Below are 25,388 nucleotides of genomic sequence, written 5' to 3' on the forward strand. Positions count from 1 at the left end.
ACAGGTATCTACATAGACAATAGCAGTTTTACTAAGTCTGATGCACCCGAAATCTGGCGCTTTTCCTCTCCGAACAATCATCTCAAGCCTAACCTGAACAGCCTGCACATGTCTAATTTCAAAACATTTTAAACCTCATAGCGTTTCAATATCATAAAATTGTACTATTTGAAATACTCTAACATGAAGCACATATTCACTTTATTTTCAGCCGTTCTCATTTTTGCACAAGGTGCATTCGCACAAACAGAATCCCCTTACAAAACACGGCTTGCAGTAGACGGACCAATAATTGTTACCGGCATGGGACTAAGCTATTACGGACTTACACTCATGCAGGACAAGGATGGTCTTACGGAAGAGGAAATTGCAAATCTTTCTAAGGATGACGTCAACGGGTTTGACCGGTTTTCAGCAGGTTGGGATTCGGAGTCAGCCAAGAAGGTGAGTGATATTCCTTTCTACGGCTCATTTGCCTTGCCTTTTGCCCTGATGTTAAAAGATGAAGTAGGTAAAAATGCAGGTCAGATTTTCGTGCTGTACGTCGAAACCATGGCTGTAACAGGTTCTCTCTTTACTATGACAAATGGGTTGGCACCACGTACAAGACCATTAATTTACAGTGATGATGTTGAAATGAGCGAGAAGACGCGCGCCAATGCGAGAAACTCTTTCTATGCCGGCCACACAGCCGCAGCGGCCAGTGCTACTTTCTTTGCAGCTAAAGTGTTTCACGATTTCTATCCTGATTCAAATGCAAGGCCATACGTTTGGGCGGCTGCGGCAGCCATACCAGCCACTGTTGGTTACCTGCGCTTAAGAGCCGGAAAGCACTTCTTAAGCGATAACATCTTAGGGTATACTTTAGGAGCAGCAGCAGGCATTTTAGTGCCACAGCTTCATAAAAAATCAAACAAAACTAATATCAGCCTTGTACCTATTACAGCACCCTCTTTCAGAGGAGCCTTGCTTACATATAGGTTTTAAAGGTTATGATGAAAATACTTCAGATCTGGTTCTTTCTTTTTAGCTTCTGCCTGCATAATACAAATGCACAAACTACAACTTTCCCATATAAGATAAACTGGGTAAAAGATGGCGCTATTACGGCTGTAGGAATAGGTGCTTCTGTGGCAGGAAGTTTACTTATTACTAACAAAGACAAGCTTACAGAACAGGATCTGGTTGGGTTATCAACAACTGATGTAAACAGGTTTGACCGGTTTGCAGCTGGAAACTACAGCGCCTCTGCCGAGAGCGCCAGCGATTTCCCGTTCTACGGTTCCTTTGCTACGCCTTTACTCTTGCTGTTCGACAAGGATGTACAGGAGAATGCCCCACAGGTATACTTACTGTATGGGCAGGCCATGTCCATCACTGGTGGGCTTTATGCTTTAACTGCGGGGCTCATTGATCGGAAGCGCCCAAGCGTGTATGCAGAGGATGCTCCGTTGGAGGCACGGCTACACAAGTATGGCGAGAACTCCTTTTTTGCTGGCCATACGGCTGCCACCGCTACAGCTACTTTCTTTGTTGCTAAAGTATTTCATGATCTGAATCCTGACTCTCCTGCCCGGCCTTACATCTGGGCAACAGCCGCTGCCGTACCTTTTGCTGTAGGGTATTTAAGAATGAGAGCCGGTAAGCATTATCTAAGCGACAACATTATCGGGTACGCCTTAGGAACAACCGTTGGAATTCTTGTGCCTGAACTGCATAAGGGTAACAGCAACTTAAGTATAGTTCCTGTTTCTACTCCGGATTTTAAAGGAGCTACTTTATCACTGGCATTTTAGATTTCTTCTGGTAGTATAAAGAAAAAAAGGCCCCACTTTCGCGGGGCCTTTTTTTACTAGCCTTTGTTGATAACAATGGCAACTTTACTATCCAAAGGATTCGGCTTATACTTGTCATTGCCTATTAGCTCCAGAACAATAAGTTTATCAGTAGCATGGGCAGAACCTGGGTTCAGGATTTCTACATCAATAAACCCGAAGCTAGAGTTTGCAGGTATAGTCACCTTACCATTTGTTCTGAAATGTGTTCCCTGAACAGCAGCATCAGCGTTTATAGTACCTGCTGCATAGACTTGATTAGGAACTACCGCATACGTAAGCTCCTGTGCCACATCAGAGTGAGGACCTACCAGGTTAACGCGAAGCTGAATAGTACCTGAAGTTCTATTAATCAAAGGATCAGCTGGCCAACCATTTGTTGTCGCAGTATAAACCTGACGACCAGGCGTTGGCTTTCTGTTAATAACCGGATAGTCTCTCTCTACACCGTTAGAATTATAAGTGGCAGCATCCATTTCTATGAAATCCTGCTTTAAAGTAATCTCTTCATTTTCTATGCAAGATGTTGTTGCTAGTGCAATGAAGGCTACGAATGCTAAAAATATTTTTTTCATGACTTTTTATAAAAATTAATAGCCTGAATTGTTAACTAAATTTGGATTACCATCAAGTTCTCTGATAGGAAGTGGAGGTAAGATTCTGTAATCAGTAAATGGTACAGTTGAATAGTGAGGAGCTTTAACAAGATCCATTCCTAATCTCTTCAGGTCAAAGAAACGGTGTCCTTCAAAAGCAAATTCTATTCTTCTCTGACGCAGGATCTCATTTCTTAAAGCGGCACCGGTTAATGCTAGATCAGCCGTAGCTCTTGCAGAGCCTGCATAATCAGAATACCTGTTTTCTTTAATCTTGATAAGATCTGCACGAGCAGCTGCCTCATTGAATACTGATGAACCTACAGTAGATAATGCCTCAGCTCTAATCAGGAACATTTCAGAAACTCTAAGTACAGGAGTGTTGTCTAAGTTAATAGAACCGTTCTTGCCCAGGAACTTTGTAGTCTCTACAAAAGGAGCACCACGACCTGCTGTACCCAATTCATAAAGCTGATTTCTCACATCAGTATTTCTAGATGCAATGGCTGCAGCACTGTTACCATTTGAACTGGCACCGTTAGACAGGGCCGTCATAGTAATACCTAGATCAGCTAACAATGAGTTAGTAGGCACTAAGTCACCAAAACCACCTGTCTGGCTTCTGTTACCCGCAACAACTAACGTTGTGAAAGAAGTTTGCAGAGACTCATTCACACCGTTGTTTTCAGCGTTGATTGTGAATGTTACCTCGAACAATGACTCTGGGTTTACTCTGTTTCTCCAACCGTTAACATAACCGCTCGCTGTTAGAAGGCGAGAGCCATGAGAAGCAATTACTTTATCTGCATACTCTTTTGCAGTTGCGTAATCTTTGTTATATAGTGCCGCACGTGCAAGAAGTGCCTGCGCAGCTTGCTTGCTGGCTGTAGCCGGAGATGATCCTATGTTACCTAATTTAGCTTCAGCATCCTTCAGGTCAGCATAAATCTGCTTATAAACATCCTCTACTTTAGCTCTTGAAGGTAAACGAAGAACCGCATCACCCAAAGATTTAACACCAGAAAGCACCAGAGGAACACCACCTTTGTCATTAGTTCCTACAGCACTTCCTGTACCTGGGTCATAAGCATATGTACGTACCAGGTCAAAATAGCTAAGTGCTCTTAAGAATTGAAGCTGCCCTTCCCATGCCTTCTTTTCATCTTCTGTTACAGCAGGAATCACGTTCAGCTCTGGAATAGCCTCCAGCGCAAGGTTAATGTCATTGATGGCATAATAATAAATTTGCCAGTTGCCAAAATGAGCATTATGAAGGTTTCTGGCTTCATTTGCTAATCTGCCTGACTTGTTTGTAAAGCGACCGTTGTCAGCCAAAGCCTCAGGGAAAGCAACCATATCTCTGCCATAAGATCTGAGAGACTTGAAGCGAGAGTAAGCACCTGTGATAGCAGCATTAACATTCTCTCTGGAATTTAATGCAGTACTCATATCAATTGACTGTCTTGGGTCTACTTCTACTGCTTTCTCGCAAGAAGAGAAAGTCAAAGCAGCTGCTAAGAGAGCTATTGATGAAAATTTATATTTTATATTCATGTTATTGATTCTTTATTGATTAAAAACCTAGCTGAATACCTACAGTGTAATTTTTGCTCTGAGGTATGATACCAGTTGCTGATCCAAAGAACTCTGGGTCATAACCTTTGTAGTCGCTGTACGTGTACAGGTTAGAACCTTGAGCATAAATCTTAGCTGTGCTTAACTTAGCGAAGCTAAGGAAGCTTGATGGTACGTTGTAAGAGAAGGTTATTGATCTTAGACGAATGTAGTCCACTTTGTTGAACGTTCTGCTAGATCCTAACACGTGGTTTACACCACCTGGCTCAACACCGCCATCATAAGGTCTTGGAACACTTGTGATTTGACCTGGAGTGGTCCAACGGTTGTCATAGAAGTATTGTAACGTGTTGAATGAACGGTTACCATTCTCGGTTAAGAAGTTCAACTGGCCATCAGACTGCATTCTGCCGTATTCATACTGGAACAAGAAGTCTAGTTCAAAGCCCTTGAACTGGAATGTATTAGTTAAACCACCGAACCAGTCAGGCTGTGTGTCACCAATAACTCTTCTATCAGCATTTAGTGGCGTGTATACAATGTTATCGTTGATGTCATAGAACATTGGTCTACCTGTTGCAGGGTTCACACCAGCGTACTTCTGCGTAAAGATAGCACCAACCGGATGTCCTACGCGAATAGAGTTATCAGACGGAAGTACATCCAAACCACCATAAAGCTTCATAACCTCATTTTGGTTACGGGCGATGTTGAAATTCGTATTCCACTTGAAACCACTTGCTGTTTGAATGTTGGCTGTTCTTAGTTCAACTTCGATACCACGGTTACGTAACTCACCTACGTTAGACGTGAAAGCTCCGTAGCCAGCTGTCCATGATACCGGCTGATCTAACAGCAGGTCTAAGCTTCTTCTGTTATAAGCTTCAACAGTACCAGCAATACGGTCGTTAAAGAATCCGAAATCAAGACCAACGTTGATGGTCTGGTTTCTTTCCCACTTCAAATCCGGGTTAGGTAAAGAGGAAGGGTTGATACCTGCAGCTCCACCATATAATGATCCAGAGCCATACAGACCTCTAGAAGCGAAATTACCAACCTGGTCGTTACCCGTTGTACCGAATGAACCGCGAAGCTTAAGGAACGACAGGAAGTCAACAGACTCCATGAAAGCTTCTTCTTTGATATTCCAACCTACCTGTACAGATGGGAAGAAACCAAACTTATTGTTTGCACCAAAACGAGAAGAACCATCATAACGGCCAGTCAAGGCAAGTAAGTATCTGCTACCGAAGCTATAGTTGATTCGTCCGAAACCAGAGATACGCTTGAACTCTGTGAAGAACTGGCTAGCTGAAAGCGGGTTTGCAGCAGAGTTCAAATATCTGAACTGAGGTGACGGGAAACCATCTGCAGAAGTGAAGATACCTTCCTGCTGCTCATGCTTGTACTCAAAACCTGCTAAAGCATTGAAAGAATGCTCATCGATCTTTTTATTGTAGTTCAGGGTCTGCGTAGTAAGGAAGTTAGTATTCCAGGTATTTTCAACCTGACCTAGACCTTTTCTTGCATAAGCATCATTTGTTCTTGGGTCACGGTATGAGCTACCCTGTACTATACGATAATCTAAACCATAGAAAGTCTTGAAAGATAAACCAGGTACTAACTCATAAGTAGCAGAGATGTTACCTACCACGAAGTTGTTGCGCTGGCTAGACTCATTGAAGTCATTAACAGCTACAATGTTCTGGTTAAGAATACCTGGGAATACCTGGCCGCTTCCTGGAAGGCCAAAATAAGAACCATCTTCATTATAAATCCTGTTGCTTGGTATCATCAGAGATGCAGAGAAAGCAGGGTTACCTAAGAAAGAACCATCCGTTGCAAAAGGTGCTAACTGGCTGAAAGAAGAAAGGTTCAATGAAGAAGTGAAAGACAGCTTGTCTGAAGCCTTGTGTGTAAGGTCCAATTTAGCTGTACCTCTTTTGAAGTCCACCTTCTTAAACATTGCTTCATTGATGTTATAAGAACCAGCTACATAGAAAGTAGTCTTATCATTACCACCGCTTGCAGAAAGCTCATAGTTCTGGATTTTACCAGTCTGCATAACTGCATCCTGCCAGTCATAAGTAGGAAGTGCCGCAATTTCCTCTGGTGTCAGAGATGCCCCATTAGGAATCCTCATTTCTGTACCCAAAGTATACTGTCTGTTAGCATCAATACCATCTAAATAGCGGTTGTTATAGGCTTCCGTTCTCATTTGAAGGTACTCCTGCGTGTTTAGCACATCAAGCTTTTTCAATGGAGCAGTAGCACCACCATAGGCACTCGCTGTAAATCTTGTCTTACCTGCTGTACCCTTTTTAGTAGTAATCAATACAACACCGTTTGCTGCCTGAGCACCATAGATAGCAGCAGTAGCCGCATCTTTTAATACTTCGATAGAAGCTATGTCATTTGGGTTCAAAAACGCCAGTGGGTTAGACTGTGTAAAAGAAGCGTCATTACGTGTGTTTAGCTGTACACCGTCCACTACATATAGTGGCTGCGTACCTGCCTGAAGAGAACCCACACCACGGATACGCACGTTTATAGCACCACCTGGGATACCGTTGTTTGCCTGCACCAATACACCGGCAGCCTGGCCCTGAAGCGCTTTATCCAAAGATGGCATCGGCTTGTTCTCAATGGCCTTTGCAGATACCTGAGAAATTGCACCAACAGCGTCACGCTTGTTTACCACTGTGCCGTAACCTGTGATGATTACTTCAGAAAGAGTTTTGGAATCTTCTTTCAGCTGTACGTTGATCGTAGACTTACCAGCTGTACTGATCTCCTGTGGTAAATAACCTAGGAATGAATACAATATAACTGCGTTTTCTGATGGCACGTTAACAGTGTAACTACCATCCGCGGATGTAAATGTGCCAACTGTCGTCCCCTTAACGACAATGTTAACCCCTGGCAGGGGCTGACCATTCTCAACGGCAAGTACCTTACCTGAGATGGCCCGACTCTGTGCTAATGCTACATTCGAGAGCACCAACAACAGAGCAAAGCTCAACAATAGAACTTTTCTCATAAAGTTAGATTAGAATAATTGGTTAGTTTGATAATTAATAGTCGCCAAATATATCTGTAAAAACGATATGCAAAAATTCTTTTACTAAAATATTTTTAAGCAATAATCGCCTTATAAAAGCCTATAATGGTAATTTACAAGAACTGAACTTTACTATATATCCTTTCTTACTCGTTCTCTTCAACGGAACTTTAACCTTATCAATAATTAACGTCTAAACATTAATTAATTGAAATTTAAGAAGATATTGAAACACGTAAGGGTTATGTTATATAAATTAAGAGTTAAAGCATACACTTCAGATATTACAATTACCTTCCCTAAAGTCACAATTTACCCCATAAAACACTCTCTTATACATCCTGTGTTATATAAAAAGTATAAAATAAAAAAAATGGTGCAGAAGCAACTTTTCTGCACCATTTCAGTAAAAGGTCGGGATATTTTTACTTTTTACTCTCTTTCAGGTTCTCTTCGAAGAGCTTGTATATCCTCTTATACTCATCCGTCCAACTTGACGGTTCAACAAAGCCATGATCCTCAACAGGATAAACTGCTAGCTCCCAGTTATCTTTCCCCAGCTCTATAAGTCGCTGCGTCAGGCGCACGACATCCTGGAAATGAACATTTGTATCCACCATACCATGTGCAATCAAAAGTGCTCCCTTTAATCCTTCTGCATAGTAAATAGGAGAGCTCTTTGCATAGGCCGTACTATCGGTATAAGGTGTGTTAAGAATATTGGAAGTATACCCATGATTATAATGGGCCCAATCTGTAACAGAGCGCAAAGCAGCACCTGCCGCAAATACATCAGGCTCTGTGAACATTGCCATAAGCGTTATGAAGCCTCCATAAGACCCTCCGTAAATACCGATACGGTTTGGATCCACATTGTATTTTTCCACAAGATGCTTGGCGCCATCCACGTGGTCACTCAGATCTTTACCGCCCATAAACTGGTAAATTCCGGTGCGAACGTCGCGGCCATAGCCTGCACTTCCCCTGTAATCTATATCCAGCACTGTATATCCCTGGTCTACCAGGAAATTATGGAACATATACTCTCTGAAATAGCTGCTCCACCATTTATGCGCGTTCTGCAGGTACCCTGCCCCATGCACAAATACAACAGCCGGTCCGTTTTTCGCTGCATTTTCCGGGCGGTACAAACGGGCATGTACATCCGATCCATCTTTCGCCTTGAAAACAATATTCTCCGGCTCTCTCCAGTCATAAGACTTAAACTCTTCTGTAAGCGACTGTGTAACCTGCTTCGGCTTTGCTCCCTTCTTGTTGTCCATCACAAACAACTCCCAAGGCTTATTGCTGAAGGAATAGCGTATCGCCAGGTTCTTCTCATCCGGAGAAACCGCTACTTCATGGGCACCCGTCATATTGGTTAGCTGCACCATGTCGCCTCCCTGAACCGGCATGCGGTAAAAGTGCTTCTCCCCCGGATGCGTCTTATTGGCTGTAAAATAGAAGTTCTTGTTATCATCAGACATGCGTACATCCGAAACCTCGAACTTTCCGCTTGTCAGGGCTTTCTTCTTACCGCTATTCACATCTACACTATAAAGATGTGAATAACCGCTTTCTTCAGAATGAAACCACACATGCTCATTATCCGGCATCCACCCAATTTCACCAGGACCATAGCCTATACCCGGGCCATTGATCCAAGCCTCATCACGCTGCCGATCCAGTAGCGTAAGCTTACCAGTAGCGGGATCAAGTTTCAGGATCCAGCGGTCCTTGTTATCCTGTGAACGGGCTACCACTACGGCATGCTTGCCATTTTCAGACCAAAAAGGACCGTATATCACTGTCGGACGCGCTTCGGCTTTCTTAGTCTTACCATCGGCAGCCCCTTTTCCTGCACTGGCTTCAGCCTCCTTGCTCAGCAGGTATGCAGGCTTATCATTTATCCCCTCCACATCGTTCATCAACACGGCAAACACAGTATCACGTTTCGTGTCATACACAAAGAACTCGTAGGTATTCTGGGCATCGCCAACTTTCGTGCGGGTATTTATATCTTCTGTGTAACCTGAGGCTGTTACATAATCGGGCACAATAGCTACTTTGGCATTTTTAGGGCGTGTAACTAATTGGTAAGTGATGTACTGCTCCCCAGGACTGAGCGTGATGCCATTCACAGACTTATCCTCTACATAAATCTCTTTGGGTCGTGCCGGAGCTTCGGCAAGTCTCTGTTTCTTTTGCTCCTCCTTCTTCTCTTCCCGCTCCCGAACAATCTGCAACAGAGATAACTGCTGCTCTTTCAGCCAATCGCGCTGAGCATCTTTGCCCTCCCCTGCCGGCTTGCGTCCTTTTTTAAAATCTGTCAGCTGTACCGTTTGGCCATTGCCCAGGCTCCAGGCATATAGGTTATTATCCTTTATGTAGGTAACCTTCTGTTCGCTGTGGCTAAACTCAGGATTGCTTTCCCGCTCTACTGTATTTGTAATCTGCTGCGACTTGCCTGACTTGATATCGTATAAAAAGATGTCGCCATTCTTCTCATATACTTTTTTGGTCTCCGCTCTGTTGTAGTCGCCGTACGGGCTTGGAAGGTTCTTGCGCTCCTGTGCGCTTACTTTCCTGATATTCTTTCCATCAGCAGACACACTGTATAAGGAGTCGCTTTTATTTCCTTCTGGGTTCCAGTAGAAATAGACTTTCTTGCCATCTTCTGACCAAAAGACATTACTCGGGGATGTACCGATCCATTTCGGATCGCGCATGATCTTATCAACGCTTAAAGTCAATTTGCCGTCCTGTGCCTGCAATGCGCCGCCGCAAAGCATCACCCAGACAACCAGTGCCAGCGCTTTTCTTTTGAATAGCATGTTATGTTATAGTTTTAGGTAGTTAGGTTAGATTATTTTCAAAGTAAGGGAATATCACCCATTAAGCAAAACCGCCGCCTGTTAAGATTATCTCTACAGGCGGCGGCTGTTTTTAGCTAGGATCTCTTTTTCTTACTAAAGTCCATGCTCGGGTGCTGTTCCTCGTGGCTGGTTAAGCTTTGGTAGAACTTTGCGAAGCTGAGCAACTCAGCCTCCCCGAACAATTTGCCCATAAAGGTAATTGTTGTCGGCATTCCATTTTTCTGAAATCCGTTTGGCAGTACAACACACGGATGGCCCGTCAGGTTCGTTACCACCAGGTTGTTACTGGCAAAAGACGGGCTCAGGTATACGTCAATGTCTTTAAGTTTCTCCTGCATCTGCTGCACCAATAGGGTTCTTACGCGCTGTGCCTGCAGGTATTCTACAGCAGGGATAAAGCGGCCTGCCCTGAAAATATTTGGCCATGCATTCTTATGCTGTGCAACTAAAAGGCTGTCACGGCCGCTTCTTGTCAGGTCATCGAACGCTGCAGCTCCTTCTACCGATATAGTTAACGTTAACTCTCTTGCTGGCAGGTCAGGTAGCTCTATTGGGACCAGTTCTATTCCTGCATCTGTTAAAGCTTTGAGCGTTGCCTGGTCATTTTCTTTGAAACCATAGCTTCTTTCAAAGTCTTTTTTCAGGTAACCTACCCGCAGCTTCTTAGGATTGATGCTCGGGTTATAGTTAAATGGTACATCATAAACAGATTGATCTTTTCCGTCAGGACCGTAAATCGCATTAAACACGATAGCTGCATCTTCTGCAGAACGTGTAATCGGACCAATCTTGTCCATTGACCAGCTTAAAGCCATTGCACCATGACGGCTTACGCGGCCAAACGTTGGACGCAGACCTGTTGTACCACAGGCCGTAGATGGAGATACGATAGAACCAAGTGTTTCTGTACCGATGGCATAAGGTACTAAACCACCTGCAACAGCTGCAGCAGAACCGGCAGATGACCCACTGGATCCTTTTTCCAAATCCCAAGGGGAACGTGTTTTACCGCCGTACCAGACGTCGCCCATAGCTAATGCCCCAAGCGTTAACTTTGCCACCAGCACTCCACCGGCATCCTGCAGGCGCTGTACCACTGTTGCATCCTCATCAATTACCTGATCTTTGTAAGGCGTCGCACCCCAGGTTGTTTTATACTTTTTTGTAGACAACAGGTCTTTCACACCGAACGGAATACCGTGCAGCATTCCTTTATACTTACCAGCTTTTATCTCCTGGTCAGCTTTTCGTGCCTGCTGCAACGCAAGCTCCTCTGTTAATGTGGTGACACACTCTAGCGTTGGCCCATACTTTTTCAGCCTGGCGATATAGAATTTTGTTAATTCTTCGGAGCTTATCTGCTGCGTGCGTACAAGTTCTGCTAGCTGCGGTACTGAATAGAATGCAAGCTCCTCTTTGTTCTTAGGAAGCTTTACCTTTTCGGACTTAGTAACTTCAAAGCTCTGTTTTTGCGTCGGGAAGGTGTATCCAACAGGAATTGGATTAAATACCAGTGCAGGGGCAACATCATTCGTTAATGGCTGCTTCCTGATCACTTCGTAATTCTCTTTAAATTCCTCCAGTTCTGTAAGTGTTGAGTCCAGCTGTGCATCAGTAAAATTCAGGCCGATCAATTTCTGTGCATCCCGCACCATATCAACTGTAAGCTTGCTCTCCGCTACTTTGGATATAAAAGCACCCGATACGAAACATCCGGCACCTATTAAAAACATTGCTCCTTTTTTAAACATTAGTTTTAAGTTAATTTACCTTATACAATTTAAGATATTCCTTATTACTTCTGCAACAGTAGCTTCAACTTCTTTACTTTATGGGCACAAAAAAAGGGCAGGAAAACTTTCCTGCCCTTTTTCTATAATTTAATATTATTTACTTTTTAGTAAACTCCGCTTTGTAACGGCCAAAGCTTCCTGCTGATACTCTTACAACAAAGTCAAAAGTTATCTTTTTGTCACAGGTAACAATTTTACCTGCAGGTGTCGCCAAGCTTTCAAGTGTAGCTGGGCCATAACCATAGAAGTCTGTTGAAAAATCTTGTACTGGAACAACAGCTGATAATGTTTCACCGTTTAATGTAACCCTTGCGTCAAGTCCCTCTCCCCAGAAGTTTGAGATTATAAATATGTTAGGGTTATCTGCATCTTGCTTAATTGAAGATGTGTAAGTACTTACAGCCCCTGTAGAAGCTCTTGTATATTTACCTGTAAAAGAACCTGTAAAATCTGAAGCCACAAAAGGACAGTCGTTATCTACAACAACAATATTAGTTGAGCTGTTTCTGTTCTCCGGCCCAGGGTAACCTAGATTAAACCCGGCAGAGTTGCTGTTAAGATTAAGTGTTATAATCTTGTTCCCATCAACTGCCTCGTTATCAATAATGCGAACTTTTACAGTATCAGAATAAACACCAGCAGGAAAGTTTAAAGTTTTACCTTCTACTATCTCGAAGTCAACCCCTTCCTGAGCATCACCTGCAACACCTACCTCTACTGTCACATCACCAGGATGTGTAGTTGTAGATAGAAACACTGGCACGTTTACAACTGTTGTTCTGTTTTCTGCTGCTTCCTGAGAATCAGTCTCAAAGTTTATAAAGCTTGGGCCTTCGTAAAAGAACTCTTCTTTTTCACAGGAGGTCAGTGAAAACACTGACACTCCCATAAATAGCATTGCTGCAATTAATTTATTTATCTTTTTCATGATATCGACTTAGCTAATGGCTACTGCGTGTAACCTTCATTTTGAACTATGTTTTTATTAGCAAACACTTCATCCTGTGGAATAGGGAAAGTGAAACGGAAGTTTCCTGCAGGAATAGTACAGTTACTTTGAGGAGCTGCTGAACAATCTGCACCTCTGGTTAACGCCCTATTTAGCCTTTTAAGGTCAAAATAGCGGTGTCCTTCATAAGCCAACTCTTTGCGTCTCTCAGTAATAATAGCATCTAAAAGAGCTTGCCCTGTCAGGCCAGTTACCGCAACATATCCTTCTATTCTGTTTGATCTTAGTGTATTCAGATCAGCTAATGCTAAATCATCCTGTCCTAATCTTGCATATGCCTCAGCTCTAGAAAGCAACATTTCACCAGCTCTTAAAAGATAGATATCAGTCAAACCTGGCTGGTTAGAATCTAAGTCTGTATACTTTGTTACAATGTTCTCTCCAGCCTCACGACCTGGTATACTTGTAAAGTAAGAAGTATAGCGAACATCGTCTTCCTTATCATACAGGTTCAAAAGCTCCTCAGTAGGATTGATGAAAGCAGTGTTTAAGATTACTTCGTAGAAAGCTTCCCCTAATCTGGTATTTCCAACTTCCATTGTAAGCTTTACATAAGCTTCACCTGTCGCATTTCCTTGCTCCCACATATTCGCGAAAGTGGTCATGTTTGCTACTCCTTTTGCATTAAGTGCTGCTGTTGCATACTCAACCACTTTAGGATAGTTCTTCTGGTACAAAGCAACTCTAGCTGATAAAGCATTGGCGGCAGTAGGAGTAAACTTTGATGGTGCTTTTGCGCCATCTTTCATTAAAGCTTTAGCGGCTGCCAAATCTTCATTAATTTGGTCATAAACCTCTTTAACAGTGTTACGCGCAGGTTCACTGATTTTAGATTCCAAAAGAATTGGTACACCTAAATGACTTGCATCAGGCGTTGCATCATATGACTTAGCAAATAGTCTAACTAAGTCATGGTATGCTAATGCACGGGCCATTAAAGCCTCACCTTTTATCTGATCTTTCTCTGCCTGAGTGCCTTCAACAGCATCAATTCTTGTAAGAATGATGTTTGCTCTATCTACCACACGGTACATTGCGGACCACATTGCAGCAGCATCGCCAGTATTTGCATTAAAGGTATAGTTGTACAGTTCTGCACCCTGCCCTCTGTTGTCTACAGATCGTCTTGCGTTGTCACTTAGGTAAGCAAGGTTAATTTCCATTGCAGCTCCGTAGTAACTTCCAGAAGTTAGCCCAGAATACACACCGTTCAATGCTAATCTGAAATCGTTGATGTTTTCTAAAGCGATGTCAGATACTAGTTCATCCTGCGGCTGAACATCTAATGCGTCATCGCACGCTGATGTTGAAAACAGCAGCCCTAATGAAAGAGCTACATATCTTAAATTCTTATATACTTTCATTTTAATCTTTCTTTAAAGTTTTACAGCTTCAGAATTACAGACCAATTTCTATACCTACAGTATAAGTTCTTGGAACCGGGTAGTTAAACTGTAAAATGTTATTGTCGATTTCTGGGTCGAAACCTGTGAACTCAGTAATTGTGAACAAGTTCTGAGCCTGAACAAACAATCTTGCTCTTCTCAATTTAGCTCTTTCAACAACTGAAGTTGGCACTTTATAAGCTAAAATCACATTTCTGAAACGTAGGTATGAACCATCTTCTAAGTCAAAGCTGCTGAAGTTTCTTGGCACATCAACACGAGGAATTTGTGTAACATCTCCTGGCTGGTCCCATGCAGTTAGCATGATACGCTGCTGGTTGAACTGAGCAAACGCCGGATTTGTCAAGAAGAAGGTGTTGTTGTTGAACAGCTGATTTCCTTGTACAAATGTAAAGAAACCAGTAAGGTCAAAGTTCTTGTAAGTAAGGCTTGTTGTAAAACCTCCTGTGTGAGGAGGGTTGAATGTTCCATGCGTATTGTAAGCCGCAAGAGCATAATCGTTTACAACTCCACCGTCTTCACCTAAATAAAGAGCATCACCATTCGCCGGATTAACACCCACATAAGTAGGAATATAATGTGTACCTAGCGGTAATCCTTCTCTAACGATTGAAGTACCAAGCTCAAACTCTTCTACCTGGAACAGGTCAAGGATTTCATTGTCGTTGTAAGCATAGTTTACACCAAGGCTCCATACGAAATCAGAAGTTCTGATCACATCTCCATTCAAGCCAATTTCGATACCTCTGTTTCTCATTTCACCAGCATTTCTTGTTAACGTAGTGAAACCAGAAGTACGGGAAAGCTGGGTATTTATAAATAGGTCACTTGTAATGTTGTTGTATACATCAAGGCTACCGGCTAATCTTCTATCGAAGAAAGAGAAATCTAAACCTACGTTTGCACTTGTAAGTACTTCCCACTTCAAATCTGGGTTATCAGGACGTGAAGGAGCAATACCTTGGCCACCCTCATAGCTTACAATACCATAAAGACCTAGTGCCTGGAAATCTGCAATACCTTCTTGGTTACCGGCAGTACCGTAGCTTGCACGAAGCTTCAGGTTATCAACCCATCCGTAATCAGCCATGAAACCTTCTTCTGAGATATTCCATGCTGCACCTACTGAGTAGAACGTAGCATATCTGTTGTTTTCTCCGAAGCGAGAAGAACCATCACGACGTAAGCCTGCGCTCAAGTTGTATTTGCCATCAAAGGTATAGTTACCATTGAAGAACGCTGAAACTAAAGCACTTTCAGAGTTACTACCACCTACTACAGGTATAAACCCATTATCAGCCGTTCCGGCTGATATACCAGCAGGGCTCCAGATCTTAGCGTTCAGGCCATAACCAGTGTAAGAATTACTCTTAAAGAATTCCTTGTTTACTTCACCACCGACTAATACGTCTACGAAATGGCGATCGCCAAGGGCTTTGGTATAGTTTAGAGTAGTAGTAGATATGAATTTTGTTCTGCGGTTTGTCGCCTGATTTAAGCTACCCTGCTTACCTCTTGTGTTATTCCCAGCTCTTGTAAAAGGTTGGATAAGACGCTCAAACTCACGCGTACGGTAGTCAACACCAGTTAAGTTCTTCAAAGTTAAACCTTCCAGTATATCAAACTCTCCATAAACATTAGCAATTACCTTAAGCTCGTCACGGTCGTTAGTTGTTGTCTCAAGTCTTTCTACAACATTCATTCCTGTTGCACCCAATAGGTACTCACCTGTTTCAGGGTCACGAACACGCTCATATGGGTTGTTAAGATACGCAGAAGCAAAAGGGTTTGCTAGTGCAACAGCACCTTCAGACTCAATGAAGTTCGAAACAGAATAACCAGCATAAGCATTCACGCCGAAACGCAGTCTGTTTTTTGTGTCATGGTCAATATTAACACGTCCGCTGAAACGCTCCAGATCAGAACGAATAGCAATACCTGACTGATCAAAATAAGCACCAGAAATATAGAAACGTGTTTTTTCATCACCGCCTGTTGCATTCACTTCATGCGTTTGCGTTTTTCCTTCTCTGAAGAAAACATCACTCCAGTCAGTGTTGATAGCTGATATTTCCGCTACACGGTTATCCAGTTGCTGCTGAGAAATTTTTCCTTGCGCCAACTGCTGGTACAAAGTACCTACAGCTCCTTTATAAATCCCCTTAGAAGCAAGGTAAGTTTCAAACTGAACCTTCTCAGCTGTGTTCATCATCTCAAACTTTTCCTGAGTTGGAACAGACACACCATATTGGCCACTGTAGTTAAGCTGGGTTTTACCTGCTTTACCTCTCTTAGTTGTAATTACAATTACACCGTTTGCTGCACGAGAACCATAAACTGAAGTTGAGGCTGCATCTTTAAGCACGTTAACCGTCTCGATGTCGTTCGGGTTGATGGAAGCAAATACGTTTGCATCGATCGGAACACCATCCATGATGTACAATGGGTCATTTGAGCTGTTGATAGAGCCGTTACCTCTGATACGTACTCGGGCAGTTGCACCTGGCTGACCTGAACCTGCTGAAACCTGTAAACCAGGAGCACGACCCTGTAAGATCTGGTCAAATGTTGCGATTGGGACCTGCTCAATTTCTTTTGCTCCCACCGTTGCAACAGCACCTGTAATTTTCTTTACATCCTGCTCAACGTAACCAACAACTATAACTTCAGAAATATCTCTAGTTGTTTGCTGCAATTGAACATTGACTACAGACTTAGTACCGATGTCTTCTTCTTTTTTACCAAATCCTAGGTAAGAGAAAACAAGTGTGTTACCTGCTGCTGCCGGAAAAGTAATTCTATACTTTCCATCAGCATCCGTATTTGCACCGATACTTGTCCCCTCCAGTAGTACTGTTACACCAGGTAGTGGTGTACCATCCGCGGCAGAAGTCACTCTACCGGTCACCGTCCTGCCTTCTTGTGACCACGCTGTTGAAACAAGCGTAAGCACGAAGAGAAGGCTCAAGAGTAAACTCTTCTTCATAATGTGTGTAAATTAGGTTAGATAATAGTTATTTGTGAATAGATAATTTCTCAAATATAACTATTTATTTTTAATACCAATACACAGCCTGAAAAATTGCCACTTTTTTTACCACGCCACTTGTAAATACACAATTACAGCCAAACAGTCACCTTTATTTCGTACAGAAACCCCATTAAAAAGAGGCTTAATTTCATCAAATTACAACCTTCTGCATAATTTTATCCAAATCGCCAAACAAACCCCTTGACATTGTATTAAAATATTACAATTAACAACAACCAATAACCACTCTAAAAAATATATGGTTTTTCTTAGCCATACCACCTCACACTAATTGTATTCCGCATATCATGTGTTATTATATCAGGAGCAGTAGCTACTACAGGAATAGCCTAATACTCCAATAAATAAAGAGCTTTAACATTCAGATAAAGCTGTACTAAAAGAAATATCCAGAGCTACTTTTATAAACTTAAATAAATATGGATCAAGCATTTAAGAAACAGATGGGTTAACAATAAAACTTAAGTCCTAAAGCGTCCAAAGATGAACAGAAAGAAACTGACACAAAATCACATAGTAGCTAGTGTGAACATCCCAACACACCTACAGTACGACCCTTGTTATACTTCACTATAGTTTTGTCATATATTTCTTGTTAACAATTTTTTAAAATGAGAAAAGAAGAGATTTATTCTTGGTGCTCCAGCATATCTTAGAAGCTAGAAGACATACTGCGATCAAACAATAAATTTCGTATCTTATCCAAGAATGATATTACCTTGAATGAAAACAGAACTGTCCTGTTTCAGCTTGTAGAGGAGAAACAATAAATCGGAAAACTTAACTACGCCACAAATGCACTTCCAACAAAAGAGGAACAGAGTTCTAAAGCACCTTCTTTTTTTGCTCCCTCTCTTCTTGCTCTCTAAAAGTGTTCCTGTAAGTGCACAGGAAATGACGAACTGTGCCACCAGTAGGTTAAGCTCCACCCAGCGTCAGGCAGTTGCATCGCCGGAACATCAGCGGCTCATGAACCAGTACGACATGACCTTTTATAAACTGGACCTGCAACTGGAGCGAAACAGTGTTTACATTAAAGGAAACGTTGGCTTAACAGCCAGGGTAAAGGCAAATAACTTTAACATCTTTGCATTTGAGCTGCACCCCAATTTTCAAATAGACTCTGTACTTATTAATGGGAAGCGGGAAATCAGTATCACCCGTGCTGGCAGCGATGTAGCCGTAAAACTTAGTTCTTCTTTAAATAGCAACACCACGGTTACAGCTACAATTTATTATGAAGGATTTGCTCCAAGCAGTAATTCTGCAGCAATTGGGAATGGCTTTAGTACTGCCCGCGAATGGAAATGGGGCGCCCTTGTTACGTGGAGCCTAAGCGAACCTTACGCAGCTTATGAATGGTGGCCTACTAAGCAAGTGCTTACCGACAAAGCCGACTCTGTACATGTGTTTGTCACAACCAGTGCTGAAAACAAAGTTGGTTCAAATGGTGTCCTCACCCGCACGGTGGACCTACCCGATAACAGGAAAAGATATGAATGGAAGTCCCGGTACCCGATTGATTATTACCTGGTTTCAGTGGCAGTGTCTGATTACGAGGAATACCTGCAGTATGCGAAACCTGCCGGAGCCTCAGCACCTGTCCCTATTCTTAACTACGTGTACAGCGGCGGAGCGCTTAGCTTCTTTAAAGAAGAAATGGACAGGACCCCTGGGTTTTTAGAATACTTTTCCGGGCTATTTGGCCTTTACCCTTTTTATAAAGAAAAGTATGGGCACAGCATGGCACCTATGGGAGGAGGCATGGAGCACCAGACTATGACCACACAAGCTACCTTCACCTTTACGCTTACCGTTCATGAACTGGCTCACCAATGGTTTGGCGACAACGTTACCTGCGCCAGCTGGCAGGATATCTGGCTAAATGAGGGCTTCGCCTCCTACGCAGAGTTTCTCGCCCTGCAGAACCACAATGCAGCAATAGCCAGGCAATGGATGCATGATGCACACGACCTGGCACTACAGCGCCCAACCGGATCAGTTAAAGTAACGGACACACTGAATGTGGGCCGCATATTTGATTACAGATTGTCATATAAGAAAGGTGCCAGCGTAGTACATATGCTTCGCTTTGAGATTAATAATGATGCGCTCTTTTTTAAAACGCTGCAGAACTACCAGCAAATGTATGGAGGCGCTACGGCCACTACAGCAGACCTGAAGCAAGTGGCAGAACAGACCACCAGCAAAAAGCTTGACTATTTTTTTGATCAATGGTACGCTGGCGAAGGCTTTCCAATATTCCAGATACAGTGGAACCAGGAGGGTAACCGGCTGCTCCTGGAAACACAGCAGAAAGGCAGTGGCAGTACGGCCTTCTTCAAAACTGATATGGAATACCGTATCTTAACTTCTACCGGCGATACGACTATACGGGTAACACACACGCAGCCTAAACAAAACTTTGTAACGCGCATCAACGGAGATATTATTGGAATAGAGGTAGACCCACAGGATTGGGTACTTGAGCAGGTATCTGCTGTTACAAAAAACCCTGCCCTTGAGGTGCCATCACTTGGAGATCCGATACTTTACCCTAACCCGGTAATCGGAAGCACGATAAGAGTGGACGAATTAGACTTTGCACCTACCACCGCCACCATTTATGACATGGCTGGTAGAAAGGTGAGACAGTTAAAATTAGATGCGGCACCGGAGATAAATGTTTATGTTGCCTCCCTGCCAGCTGGTCAATACCACCTGCTACTCAGCAATGGCACGAAAAGCTTCCGTACGCAATTTGTGAAACTACAATAAAAAAGCTGCACAGGCAGAGTTTTACCTCCTTCTCCTGCGCAGCCCTACACAAACCTAAACTGTAAACTCTTAATATTTATTTAGTACCGCATCATGGCTATAACCTGTTGCGCTTCCTTTACATTGTATTCATAGGCAAGTCTCCGGTAGTTGATCAGGTCGATAATAGTTCCGATTAAACACAGACCACCGGTAAACAGGTAAAGCAACCCCATCCCTATTTGCCCGATGACAAACCGCTGCACACCTGCCACACCAAAAAAGCCAATGATGGTAGTAACTAAAATCAGCATTGGCTCCCGCCGCCTAGCTCGGTATATACTGGCAAACTGCCGTGCCTGCTCCTCCGGCATATCCTGTACAAGCGTCTGGACATAGTTCATTTCATCCGGTTCAAGGTCCGGCATAAGGTGTAGAATGTTAGCCATGGTATTTGTTTATGGTTAGATAATTAAAGTGTTTGTACTGCCAGTGCAGTAGTTTCACACAACGCCACGCTAAAAGGACAAGTGCCGGCAGCGCAAGCGGATGCGCCTCCCATGAAGCCTGCCATTCTCCCCGGAACAGGTAAGCAATTGCGTGCCCTAACCCACAGCCCAGGCAGCCACTCTCCAGTAGCCAACTAAACGGGCAAAAGCTAAACAGGTGCTCCCCCTCCGGATTCATCAATGCCAATGCAGTAATGCCTGAGAGCCACATAATCACCTCCAGCAGGAAAGTATACCGCTTTAACCAGCCCAGAACATCAGGTAAATTGTTTAACATCAACATTGACTTAGACTTACCGTAGTGAAGTATTACGATATAAGTTATAATAAAAATCTGACAATCAAAACTATGAGAAGAAGTCAGCTGCTAATAGCCTTTTTAACCTTACTAAGCCTTAGTGGCTGCTATCGTATCTTATCCTCTGATGGAGGTGGTCAGGGTAACATTCGCACTGAAGTGAGACCGGTAGACCCGGATGACATTGCTTTACCTGAAGGTTATAAGGCAGAAGTTGTTGCAACAGGACTCACTTTTCCGACCAGCGTGGCCTTTGATGAACAAGGTAGAGTTTACGTTACCGAAGCAGGCTACTCCTATGGAGAGGTTTTCCTGGAGCCAAAACTATTGCGCGTTGAATCAGACGGAAGCCTAACTACAGTTGCCGCTGGCCAGAAGAATGGCCCCTGGACAGGTGTGACATATCATAAAGGCAACTTTTATGTAGCAGAGGGCGGACAAATGGTAGGAGGCAAGATTCTGCGCATAACTCCCGATGGAAATATTAGCAGCTTAATAGAAGACTTGCCCACAAAAGGCGACCACCACACTAACGGACCTGTTGTGGGCCCTGACGGGTACCTGTACTTTGGGCTGGGAACCGCTACAAACTCTGGTGTAGTAGGCAAGGATAACTATGACTTTGGCTGGCTAAAAAGACACCCCGATTTCCATGACATTCCTTGTAAAGACATAGTACTTACCGGCCGGAACTATGTGAGCGAAATCCCTCTTGGACCCCAAAGTAAAAAACAGACCACAGGCGCTTTCTCTCCCTACGGCAATCCTACCACTGACCGACAGACCATTAAAGGCAGTTTACCATGCTCAGGCTCTGTCATGCGCATTTCACCCGATGGAGGTCCACCAGAACTGGTAGCATGGGGGTTCCGGAATCCTTTTGGCCTGGGCTTCACATCCGAAGGAACATTGTATGTGAGCGATAACGGCTACGATGTACGAGGCAGCCGTCCTGTCTGGGGAACCGGTGATTATTTATGGCAGGTACAGCAGGGACAGTGGTACGGTTGGCCCGACTTTGCCGGCGGCCTTGCTTTTAACGGCAGCAGGTTTGACCCTCCGGGAGAGAAAGCTCCTCAGCCTGTCCTGGCTGAACACCCGAATAAGCCTCCTAAACCAGCAGCTTCACTTGGAGTACATTCCTCCTCCAATGGCTTAGACTTTTCCCGTAGCAGCAGCTTTGGTTATCCCGGAGAAGCCTTTATAGCACAGTTTGGAGACATGGCGCCGGGAGTAGGCAAAGTTTTAGCACCGGTAGGTTATAAGGTTGTGCGCGTAAATGTTAAGGACGGCACTGTAACAGAGTTTGCCGCGAACAAGGGAAAGATGGTAGCACCAGCTTCAAAACTAAAAACCGGGGGCCTTGAACGACCTGTAGGTGTAAAGTTCTCCCCGGATGGGCGCAGCCTTTACATTGTAGACTTTGGAATTATGGAAACAGGGGGAGGAGATCCTGAGCCTCAACTTAAAACAGGCGTGATCTGGAAGATCACCAAAATTTAAAGCTGATATACCATGAAAAGAATAGCTATACTTTCCGCTGGCTTCCTTTTTCTACTTTCGCTGAGCCAGTGCGGAACAGCCCGCCGGGGAGTACCAATGTTTAAACCTCTCGCCCTCGAAGCCCCTGCAGAGGTTAAAGGGGAAGCCGTTTTTATGTCGTATTGCCAGAAGTGCCACCCCGGCGGCACAGCAGGTTTAGGCCCTGCAATAAACAACAAACCCCTCCCCGGATTCTTAATCCGTTACCAGGTCCGCCATGGTTTAGGAATGATGCCTGCCTTCAAAAAAGAAGTTATCTCTGCAGAGGAACTGGATAACCTGATGGCTTACCTGAAAGAACTTCGAACTGCAAAAGAATAACGGCCCAGGTAAATCAGCAACTCTTTTATAAGTTTCCTTCACCCCTGCCTTTACCCTCCCCTACATGGTTTTGCCTATCTTCCTTAACTTTCGCAGACAGGCAAAGTATAGCATATATATCATCTAATTAAAAAGGAATATGGAGTGCAATGTAGGTTTGATAGAACAGAAAGCACGGGTACTAGCAGGGCTTGCTCTTGTTGGCGTGGGGGCATACTACAATGTAAAGCCATTAGCAGCCCTTGGCATCATCCCTATCATAACGGGTGTAATACGCTGGTGCCCGATTAACGCGGCAGTAGGGTATAATGGTTGTACGGACAGGGTTGAGACTAACAAGCATAAACAAAAATGAGGTGAATTCAGACCCCGAATACAGAACAGCTGTAATTCCTGATGAGGACGCAGCTATTCAAAAGCCAATACTGGTTTTTGATGGGGAATGCGCCTTCTGCAAGTATTGGGTAAACAGGTGGAGGCAAAGAACAGAAGATGATGTTATTTACATTCCTTTTCAACAAGCCCCACCTTCGTATTTTGGCATAAGTAGAGAACAATTTCGTGAGTCTGTATATCTGATCACTCAATACAGAAGACTACATGGAGCAGAAGCTGTGTTTGAATTGTTAGCTATTTCAGGTGACACAACCTTTATAAGATTATATAATTTGCCCCTGGCTAACAGGCTCTTTGAGCTAGGCTACAGCATAGTAGCCAACAACCGCAATTTTTTCTATGAGCTTCTAAGGCGGTTTACAACAAACCCCTGATCAAATACTGGTGAATTATTACCCTTTTCTCATTGTCCGCACAGCCAAAAATGGCAATAAATAAGGTTAGACTAAAATAACCAATCGCGGGGAACCATATACAGCGCGGCAAGCAGACGATTAGCTATTTTAACAAGTGAATTACTCATCAAACCACTATGAAAAAAGTTACCCTTTATATCGCTGCCAGCCTGGATGGCTTTATTGCCCGCCCCAACGGAGACACCTCCTGGCTTCATGATAAGTCCTTTACATTACCAGGAGAAGACTTTGGCTACAGCACATTTCTACAAGGCGTAGACACTACACTTATGGGGAACAGCACCTACAAAGCTATCCTGGGTTTTGACATACCATTCCCTTACCCCGATAAAAAGAACTATGTTTTCAGCCGGTCTTACCATGAAGACACTGAGCACGTGCAATTTGTGCAGGAGCAGGCAGTGGAGTTTGTGCAGCAGCTAAAGCAACAGACAGGCAAAGGTATATGGCTAATTGGCGGTGGACAGATCAACACGCTTCTTTTAAATGAGGGCCTTGTTGATGAAATAATTTTAACATATGTTCCTGTTATTCTTGGCAGCGGCATTACCCTCTTTGCTCATGGCGTACAGGAAAAGAAATTACGGGTAGTTAACAGCTTAAACTTTTCAAACGGATTTGTACAGCTAGTGATGCAGTAAGCCAGGAAGCAATCCTCACCTTCTATAACACAGCGTAAAGAAGCTTTTATTCGTACTCCCTAAACGCTTTTGCACAGGGAAAGGAATAAGTTTTCTATTTCCGCTAAGCAGTACCCACTTTTAGGTATTTATCAGACTCTCAACTCTTTTTAACTAAAAATTAGTCCCCAAAGGATCGTTCATAAATATAATCTGAATATATTTGCAGATAGTTATATATAACTATTCTTATTTTATATTAAAGTTAAAAGTCAGTATGAGAAAAATTTACAGCGTCATTGCAGTAGCGGGCCTTTTTTTAAGCTCGTGTGCATCTATGTTAAACCAGGCAATCCCTGATAACGCTCCCGGAGTTACAGGTAACGCTAGAGAACTGGTAAGACTAACGAATGACCCTATCGTTGAGTATTACCCAAGAATAAGTCCGGATGGCAAGAAAATGCTTTTCTACACAGTAGATAACAACAAAGTTGGTAACGAGCGTTTTAGCTTAGTTTATACTGTACTGGGTCAGCCGGGCCGCACGCCATTAATTGGTTCTCACACTTACTCTGGCAGCTGGATGAAAGACTCCAAGTCTATCCTGTACACTTACATGCGACCAAGCAAGCCTGTTATTTGCAAAGGTAATATCGATGGTAGCTCCGGGATCTCCTATATCTCCCCTTCTGCAATGGGTGAGTGGGATTCATGGCCTACCTTGTCTCCTGACGGGAAGAGAATTATCTTCTCATCCAAGGTTGGCAACTCATATCAGATCTGCATGATGGATTTGAATGGCAATAACTTTACTGTTCTGACTGAAGGAACTTATCCTAACTTCCACCCATCCGGAAACTCTTTCCTGTATGAGAAAGCAGTTGGAAAATTCAGCCAGATTTTCTCTTACGACATGAAAACTGGTCAGAGCACGCAGCTAACGTCAGGTGAATTCACCAGCAAAGATGCAAGCTTCTCACCTGATGGTAAGCTTATCACGTTCACATCTACCCGTGACAGCCAAAGCTCACATATCTTTGTTATGGAGGCAAATGGCTCTAACCTGATCCAGATTACGCAGGGTAATTCTATCAACTATTTCCCTTCTTTCGGATCTAACAAAAATATTTATTTCTGCTCTAACGCAGGCGCTCCAAAAGGCAATTCATTGATGGCAAGCGAAGTAAGCTTTGCTGACATCTGGACTGTACAGTTACTGAACTAGAACTCTTGCTGCTCAGGTATACAACCTGAAACTAAATACAAAAAAGGGCCTGTGCTTTTCAGCACAGGCCCTTTTTTGTGGGTGCTATTTTATTCCTTAAC

General features: G+C 43.4%; 19 protein-coding genes. 9 read left to right on the forward strand and 10 right to left on the reverse strand.

Annotated features, from left to right (window positions below; genetic code table 11):
- Nucleotides 1-183 precede the first annotated feature (183 nt).
- Nucleotides 184-987, forward strand: a complete 804-nt coding sequence (locus ACFSRY_RS03500) for a phosphatase PAP2 family protein (RefSeq protein ID WP_377503377.1) — start codon at nucleotides 184-186, stop codon at nucleotides 985-987.
- 5 nt (nucleotides 988-992) lie between these two features.
- Complete coding sequence (locus tag ACFSRY_RS03505) at nucleotides 993-1,796, forward strand: phosphatase PAP2 family protein (protein WP_377503378.1); 804 nt, start codon at nucleotides 993-995, stop codon at nucleotides 1,794-1,796.
- 56 nt (nucleotides 1,797-1,852) lie between these two features.
- On the opposite strand, the gene ACFSRY_RS03510 is transcribed toward ACFSRY_RS03505, so the two are convergent.
- From ACFSRY_RS03510 to ACFSRY_RS03545, 8 genes are all read right to left on the reverse strand, one after another.
- On the reverse strand, nucleotides 1,853-2,410 hold the full coding sequence (locus ACFSRY_RS03510) for a hypothetical protein (RefSeq protein ID WP_377503379.1): 558 nt from the start codon (nucleotides 2,408-2,410) through the stop codon (nucleotides 1,853-1,855).
- Between the two features lie 15 nt (nucleotides 2,411-2,425).
- Complete coding sequence (locus ACFSRY_RS03515; protein ID WP_377503380.1) at nucleotides 2,426-3,985, reverse strand: RagB/SusD family nutrient uptake outer membrane protein; 1,560 nt, start codon at nucleotides 3,983-3,985, stop codon at nucleotides 2,426-2,428.
- Between the two features lie 19 nt (nucleotides 3,986-4,004).
- Entirely contained in the window at nucleotides 4,005-7,046 is a 3,042-nt protein-coding gene (locus tag ACFSRY_RS03520) for a SusC/RagA family TonB-linked outer membrane protein (protein ID WP_377503381.1), read from the reverse strand.
- 446 nt (nucleotides 7,047-7,492) lie between these two features.
- The gene (locus ACFSRY_RS03525; RefSeq protein ID WP_377503382.1) at nucleotides 7,493-9,901 is read right to left on the reverse strand and encodes a prolyl oligopeptidase family serine peptidase; all 2,409 of its coding nucleotides are present in this window, start codon (nucleotides 9,899-9,901) and stop codon (nucleotides 7,493-7,495) included.
- A gap of 116 nt (nucleotides 9,902-10,017) precedes the next feature.
- Nucleotides 10,018-11,694: an amidase gene (locus tag ACFSRY_RS03530; protein WP_377503383.1), complete on the reverse strand. Its 1,677-nt coding sequence runs from the start codon at nucleotides 11,692-11,694 to the stop codon at nucleotides 10,018-10,020.
- Nucleotides 11,695-11,833: 139 nt separating this feature from the next.
- On the reverse strand, nucleotides 11,834-12,664 hold the full coding sequence (locus ACFSRY_RS03535; RefSeq protein WP_377503384.1) for a Calx-beta domain-containing protein: 831 nt from the start codon (nucleotides 12,662-12,664) through the stop codon (nucleotides 11,834-11,836).
- A 20-nt stretch (nucleotides 12,665-12,684) separates the two neighbouring features.
- Entirely contained in the window at nucleotides 12,685-14,109 is a 1,425-nt protein-coding gene (locus ACFSRY_RS03540) for a RagB/SusD family nutrient uptake outer membrane protein (protein WP_377503385.1), read from the reverse strand.
- Between the two features lie 34 nt (nucleotides 14,110-14,143).
- Nucleotides 14,144-17,137 carry a SusC/RagA family TonB-linked outer membrane protein gene (locus tag ACFSRY_RS03545; protein ID WP_377503386.1) on the reverse strand — a complete coding sequence of 998 codons (2,994 nt, stop codon included), beginning with the start codon at nucleotides 17,135-17,137 and terminating at the stop codon, nucleotides 14,144-14,146.
- A gap of 909 nt (nucleotides 17,138-18,046) precedes the next feature.
- Here ACFSRY_RS03545 and ACFSRY_RS03550 point away from each other — a divergent pair.
- Nucleotides 18,047-19,981, forward strand: coding sequence for a M1 family aminopeptidase (locus ACFSRY_RS03550; RefSeq protein WP_377503387.1), 1,935 nt, complete (start codon nucleotides 18,047-18,049; stop codon nucleotides 19,979-19,981).
- Between the two features lie 80 nt (nucleotides 19,982-20,061).
- Here ACFSRY_RS03550 and ACFSRY_RS03555 read toward each other — a convergent pair whose 3' ends face one another.
- Nucleotides 20,062-20,409 (reverse strand): TM2 domain-containing protein, encoded by a 348-nt coding sequence (locus ACFSRY_RS03555; RefSeq protein ID WP_377503388.1) that lies wholly within the window; start codon nucleotides 20,407-20,409, stop codon nucleotides 20,062-20,064.
- Nucleotides 20,402-20,746, reverse strand: coding sequence for a DUF2752 domain-containing protein (locus ACFSRY_RS03560; RefSeq protein ID WP_377503389.1), 345 nt, complete (start codon nucleotides 20,744-20,746; stop codon nucleotides 20,402-20,404). The genes ACFSRY_RS03555 and ACFSRY_RS03560 overlap by 8 nt, the downstream gene beginning before the upstream one ends.
- 72 nt (nucleotides 20,747-20,818) lie before the next feature.
- Here ACFSRY_RS03560 and ACFSRY_RS03565 point away from each other — a divergent pair, with 72 nt between their 5' ends.
- From ACFSRY_RS03565 to ACFSRY_RS03590, 6 genes are all read left to right on the forward strand, one after another.
- Nucleotides 20,819-22,270 carry a PQQ-dependent sugar dehydrogenase gene (locus ACFSRY_RS03565; protein ID WP_377503390.1) on the forward strand — a complete coding sequence of 484 codons (1,452 nt, stop codon included), beginning with the start codon at nucleotides 20,819-20,821 and terminating at the stop codon, nucleotides 22,268-22,270.
- 12 nt (nucleotides 22,271-22,282) lie between these two features.
- Nucleotides 22,283-22,630 carry a c-type cytochrome gene (locus tag ACFSRY_RS03570; RefSeq protein WP_377503391.1) on the forward strand — a complete coding sequence of 116 codons (348 nt, stop codon included), beginning with the start codon at nucleotides 22,283-22,285 and terminating at the stop codon, nucleotides 22,628-22,630.
- Between the two features lie 139 nt (nucleotides 22,631-22,769).
- Nucleotides 22,770-22,985 (forward strand): YgaP family membrane protein, encoded by a 216-nt coding sequence (locus ACFSRY_RS03575; RefSeq protein WP_377503392.1) that lies wholly within the window; start codon nucleotides 22,770-22,772, stop codon nucleotides 22,983-22,985.
- A 1-nt stretch (nucleotide 22,986) separates the two neighbouring features.
- Nucleotides 22,987-23,400, forward strand: a complete 414-nt coding sequence (locus tag ACFSRY_RS03580; protein WP_377503393.1) for a thiol-disulfide oxidoreductase DCC family protein — start codon at nucleotides 22,987-22,989, stop codon at nucleotides 23,398-23,400.
- Nucleotides 23,401-23,558: 158 nt separating this feature from the next.
- Nucleotides 23,559-24,083 carry a dihydrofolate reductase family protein gene (locus ACFSRY_RS03585; RefSeq protein WP_377503394.1) on the forward strand — a complete coding sequence of 175 codons (525 nt, stop codon included), beginning with the start codon at nucleotides 23,559-23,561 and terminating at the stop codon, nucleotides 24,081-24,083.
- A 256-nt stretch (nucleotides 24,084-24,339) separates the two neighbouring features.
- Nucleotides 24,340-25,287: a TolB family protein gene (locus tag ACFSRY_RS03590; protein ID WP_377503395.1), complete on the forward strand. Its 948-nt coding sequence runs from the start codon at nucleotides 24,340-24,342 to the stop codon at nucleotides 25,285-25,287.
- Nucleotides 25,288-25,388: the final 101 nt, after the last annotated feature.

The sequence above is a fragment of the Pontibacter locisalis genome (assembly GCF_042684605.1).
Taxonomy (GTDB): Bacteria; Bacteroidota; Bacteroidia; order Cytophagales; family Hymenobacteraceae; genus Pontibacter; species Pontibacter locisalis.

Coding starts and splice junctions, on each gene's coding strand:
- ACFSRY_RS03500 (WP_377503377.1), top strand. CDS start 184: ATGAAGCACATATTCACTTTATTTTCAGCCGTTCTCATTTTTGCACAA.
- ACFSRY_RS03505 (WP_377503378.1), top strand. CDS start 993: ATGATGAAAATACTTCAGATCTGGTTCTTTCTTTTTAGCTTCTGCCTG.
- ACFSRY_RS03510 (WP_377503379.1), bottom strand. CDS start 2,410: ATGAAAAAAATATTTTTAGCATTCGTAGCCTTCATTGCACTAGCAACA.
- ACFSRY_RS03515 (WP_377503380.1), bottom strand. CDS start 3,985: ATGAATATAAAATATAAATTTTCATCAATAGCTCTCTTAGCAGCTGCT.
- ACFSRY_RS03520 (WP_377503381.1), bottom strand. CDS start 7,046: ATGAGAAAAGTTCTATTGTTGAGCTTTGCTCTGTTGTTGGTGCTCTCG.
- ACFSRY_RS03525 (WP_377503382.1), bottom strand. CDS start 9,901: ATGCTATTCAAAAGAAAAGCGCTGGCACTGGTTGTCTGGGTGATGCTT.
- ACFSRY_RS03530 (WP_377503383.1), bottom strand. CDS start 11,694: ATGTTTAAAAAAGGAGCAATGTTTTTAATAGGTGCCGGATGTTTCGTA.
- ACFSRY_RS03535 (WP_377503384.1), bottom strand. CDS start 12,664: ATGAAAAAGATAAATAAATTAATTGCAGCAATGCTATTTATGGGAGTG.
- ACFSRY_RS03540 (WP_377503385.1), bottom strand. CDS start 14,109: ATGAAAGTATATAAGAATTTAAGATATGTAGCTCTTTCATTAGGGCTG.
- ACFSRY_RS03545 (WP_377503386.1), bottom strand. CDS start 17,137: ATGAAGAAGAGTTTACTCTTGAGCCTTCTCTTCGTGCTTACGCTTGTT.
- ACFSRY_RS03555 (WP_377503388.1), bottom strand. CDS start 20,409: ATGGCTAACATTCTACACCTTATGCCGGACCTTGAACCGGATGAAATG.
- ACFSRY_RS03560 (WP_377503389.1), bottom strand. CDS start 20,746: ATGTTAAACAATTTACCTGATGTTCTGGGCTGGTTAAAGCGGTATACT.
- ACFSRY_RS03565 (WP_377503390.1), top strand. CDS start 20,819: ATGAGAAGAAGTCAGCTGCTAATAGCCTTTTTAACCTTACTAAGCCTT.
- ACFSRY_RS03570 (WP_377503391.1), top strand. CDS start 22,283: ATGAAAAGAATAGCTATACTTTCCGCTGGCTTCCTTTTTCTACTTTCG.
- ACFSRY_RS03575 (WP_377503392.1), top strand. CDS start 22,770: ATGGAGTGCAATGTAGGTTTGATAGAACAGAAAGCACGGGTACTAGCA.
- ACFSRY_RS03585 (WP_377503394.1), top strand. CDS start 23,559: ATGAAAAAAGTTACCCTTTATATCGCTGCCAGCCTGGATGGCTTTATT.
- ACFSRY_RS03590 (WP_377503395.1), top strand. CDS start 24,340: ATGAGAAAAATTTACAGCGTCATTGCAGTAGCGGGCCTTTTTTTAAGC.